The sequence below is a fragment of the Vibrio sp. 2134-1 genome, from assembly GCF_033339495.1.
Map to the genome: position 1 here is coordinate 1 of NZ_JAWOUS010000613.1, position 617 is coordinate 617.

Annotated in this window: 1 protein-coding gene; it reads left to right on the plus strand. The window is 43.1% G+C overall.

The annotated features are described in order from the left end of the window. The first annotated feature begins 262 nt into the window (after window positions 1-262). On the plus strand, window positions 263-556 hold the full coding sequence (locus tag R7R78_RS27540) for a hypothetical protein (RefSeq protein WP_005459692.1): 294 nt from the start codon (window positions 263-265) through the stop codon (window positions 554-556). The last annotated feature ends 61 nt before the right edge of the window (window positions 557-617 follow it).

Genomic DNA, 617 nt, shown 5'->3' on the forward strand with positions numbered 1-617 from the left:
GACGGCTTCTAGCTCCATACTGACCTCTAAACTGACCAACGTTAAATGTGTTTCGATAATAGGGAAACTCGCCTTGAATGCCAACTTTTCTGGTTTGACTCTGTGTGATTTCAGGCGAGTTTCATACCGACTCATACTGTGATGACAAAAATTGTCTCCTCCAATGAGACAGATCAATCTTCATTATTATTTCACCCCACGTTCAAACTTCCTCTCCTACACTCTTTGATGAGTGGTTAGTTGGCAGGACAAGAAGGCGGCCATGATTGCGGTTCATCGAGATTATTGTTTGTCTAGCAGTTCAGAGTTACACGCGCACGTTAAAGTAAACCCTGTTGGAAGATTGGAAGTTGAAATTATCGAACTTGAAGAGCGTCATACGACCGAGTTTGATGATTTATCTTTTGAAAGTCGTGGGTGTGAAACTCGAATTTGTGGCAAAGAAGACGCAACCCCGTGGCAGTTCAATCTTGCAGTTACCGACGCGTTAGAGCTTTCTCATTTAGTTGAAGAAGCGAATGAAGAGTATGAGATTTTGATGAATGACCTCATGTAGCTTTCATTATGGATGAAAGTCACTGTGGTGATTTAGGGCGGCGTGCTGACGTACAACCGAC

Excerpts from the sequence above, each read along its gene's own strand:
- R7R78_RS27540 (WP_005459692.1), top strand. The coding sequence starts at position 263 with ATGATTGCGGTTCATCGAGATTATTGTTTGTCTAGCAGTTCAGAGTTA.